Origin of the sequence: Streptomyces sp. NPDC057654, assembly GCF_042800135.1 — a bacterium.
Taxonomy (GTDB): Bacteria; Actinomycetota; Actinomycetes; order Streptomycetales; family Streptomycetaceae; genus Streptomyces.
The window spans coordinates 1-2,489 of sequence record NZ_JBHVHQ010001093.1 but is presented as its reverse complement, the minus strand read 5'-3'; the positions used below and the strand labels follow the sequence as shown (position 1 = coordinate 2,489).

The 2,489-nt window shown below is 64.5% G+C and carries 3 protein-coding genes; all 3 read right to left on the bottom strand.

Annotation, left to right across the window (positions count from 1 at the left end; translation table 11 throughout):
• Window positions 1-37: 37 nt before the first annotated feature.
• Entirely contained in the window at window positions 38-421 is a 384-nt protein-coding gene (locus tag ACFU99_RS40820; protein ID WP_384403000.1) for an HU family DNA-binding protein, read from the bottom strand.
• A 133-nt stretch (window positions 422-554) separates the two neighbouring features.
• The gene (locus ACFU99_RS40815) at window positions 555-920 is read right to left on the bottom strand and encodes a hypothetical protein (protein WP_384402997.1); all 366 of its coding nucleotides are present in this window, start codon (window positions 918-920) and stop codon (window positions 555-557) included.
• A gap of 41 nt (window positions 921-961) precedes the next feature.
• A partial coding sequence (locus ACFU99_RS40810; RefSeq protein ID WP_384402994.1) for a hypothetical protein occupies window positions 962-2,489 on the bottom strand: 1,528 nt, incomplete at its 5' end.

Genomic DNA, 2,489 nt, shown 5'->3' with positions numbered 1-2,489 from the left:
CCACGGGGGTTCTCTTTTTCTGCCGGCTCCCCGTTGCCTATGATGCGGCCGGTAGTTCACGATCCTCAATGACGTTCTCGAACGCGTCGACATCTTCGGTCATCCCGTAGGACTTCGGTACGGTCTTGGACTCGTCGCCCGCGAGGCGGCGGTTGAAACTGCTCGACGCGGAAAACTTCAAGACCACGTAGTCACCGACGTCGCTCTGGCCGAAGCGCACCTTATGGCCCTTGTGATCTTGGCGGTAGAAGCGGCCGAAGCTCGTGAGCACGACCGTCTCTCCGCAGCTGACCGCGTCCGTGAGTTCGCCGAGCAACGACTTGTACACCGTGTTCACCACCCGGACCGGCAACTTGCTGCGAGTCGCGACCCGAGAGATGAACTTGCGCTTACTGATACGCGCATTCGTCGTCGTCTCCATACCCACATCCTGTCCTGTCGTCCTTCGCGCCGCGGTTTCGCTGGGAGATCAGTCTATCGAAGACAGCCATGAGCCCAGAAGGATTGGCAGGCTTGTCGAGTACCGTTCGATAGGCTTGTCGTGGATCATTTGACTAGAGCTCCAGATCCGGTCCGATTTCCTCGCGGTCATCCTTGGGCTCGTAGTCGACCGACTCGATGATGTTCCGCGTGTTCGGATCGCGGCGCTGCTGCACGACCTTGCGGTGGCTCTCCTCGAACCGCCGCTGCCCCAGCACACGGTGGGCTGCATCGAGCTTTGCGCGGACGTTGAGCTCTCCGAACTCCGTCACCGAGCTCCCCGCTGCCTTCATGCCCTGCTTGATCGCGTTGACCTTCGGCTTGTCCTGGGCCCGCTGCTGCTCCCATCGGCTCCGGTCCTCCGGCGTGACGTAGCCGAACAGCCGCGCGAAACGTGATCCGAACCTGACCTGCTGTTCCTCGTTCTGTTTCTGGCTCATGATCCGTCCGCCTGCTCCCTGTTCGTGTTCTCGGATCGCCCTCAGGCGGGCTGATAGTCCTCGGAATCGGCCTCAGCGTTCGAGCCGTCGTTCTGTGGGCCGGCCTCCCGCTCGGACGACGGGCTCGTAGGGTGCGGCCGCGGTTTGAGCCGCTGTTCCTCGAAGAAGGCCCCCGGATCGTCGACCGCCGTCTGCAGCGTCTGCTGCCAGTTCTCCCCGAGGCTCCGTTTCAGTTCGGCCTCGAGATCCGGGTATTTCTCGTTCACCGCCTCCATCGCATCGACGTAGGCATTGGAGTAGACCCGCTGCTGCTCCTCGGCCGGAAGACCGTCGATGTCCATGCTCGCGATCATCACCTCGGACTGGTCCAGGCGGCGCTGGAGCATGTCGGGCAGCCCCCTGGTGTCCAGGCCCTGCTTCCGTGCCGCGAAGCCGACCAGGTAGCCCAGCATGTTGCCCGCGTAGCCCTTTTGATCGTCGCGGCCCAGCGCATCGAGCATCGAGGTCGTCATCGTCTCGGCGAGCTGGACCTGATGGGCGTCCGCGTCCATGGGCCGGCGCAGCGTGAACATCCCGTCCTCGGGCAGACGCCGGCCCAGCTGGTCGTCGAACTCCCCGCTCCACACCGTGCGGACTCTGTCCGAGTCCGTGATCCGTTCCTCGTGCGCAGGGGCCTTGACGATCCGGCCGTAGGCCAAGCCGTTGAACATCGTGCGCAGCTCGGGCTCGTATTCCATCCGCTGACCGATGAGCATCCGCGCGCGCTGGACGACCTCCTGGCGCTCCAGGCCGTCTTCTTCCATCTGATCGTGCAGCCGCTTGCGCATCGCCCGGTAGCTGTCGCGGATCAGGCCGGCATCCGCGCCCGGCTCACGCATCTTCCAGAAGGCGTTCTCCATGAGTGCGACCTCGGTCATGGCCGCCGAATCCGGAGTGAACATCTCCCGGTGACCGCGTTCGCGACGCTGCATGGCGTCGAAGCGCTTGCGCCACCTCTTCGTCAGATGATCACGCGGATTGGTGCTGCCGATGAGGCGCTCGCGCCGGGCCTCGCCCGGCACATCCTTGAAGATCCTCTGCCGGTGCGCAATGCCGCTCTCGGCGGAGGTGATCATGCCGCGGGCCCTGGTGTCTATGCGCTGCTGGATCTTGGCCTTGAGGGGCTGGAAGTAGCTGTCCATCTCCTCCCTGAAGTCCGGGGCGATCATCCGCATCGTCATCATCATGCCGACGGCCTGGACGACCGAGTTGGCACTCACCCCTCGCGAGAGCGGCTTGAGACACGACTGCATCATCATCTGCATGTAGACCTGGTGCATGGCGCCGAGCTCCTGCGTCCGCTCCTCGTCGTTGAAGCCGGGCACCAGCAGCTTCGAGTCCCGCAGCGAGGCCATGTACTTCTCGCCGGCCAGTAGCGTCTCCGCCCGGAGCTTGAGCAGTTGCTCGCGCCGATCCAGGCTCGCGGTCTCGTCTTCGGTCAGGTCGACGTCGATCCGGTGCGCGCGCTCGCGTTCGGCCATCCGCTCCCGGGTCTTCGCGCCGAAGAACCCGCGGGCACGGTCCCGGAGC

Coding starts and splice junctions, on each gene's coding strand:
- ACFU99_RS40820 (WP_384403000.1), bottom strand. CDS start 421: ATGGAGACGACGACGAATGCGCGTATCAGTAAGCGCAAGTTCATCTCT.
- ACFU99_RS40815 (WP_384402997.1), bottom strand. CDS start 920: ATGAGCCAGAAACAGAACGAGGAACAGCAGGTCAGGTTCGGATCACGT.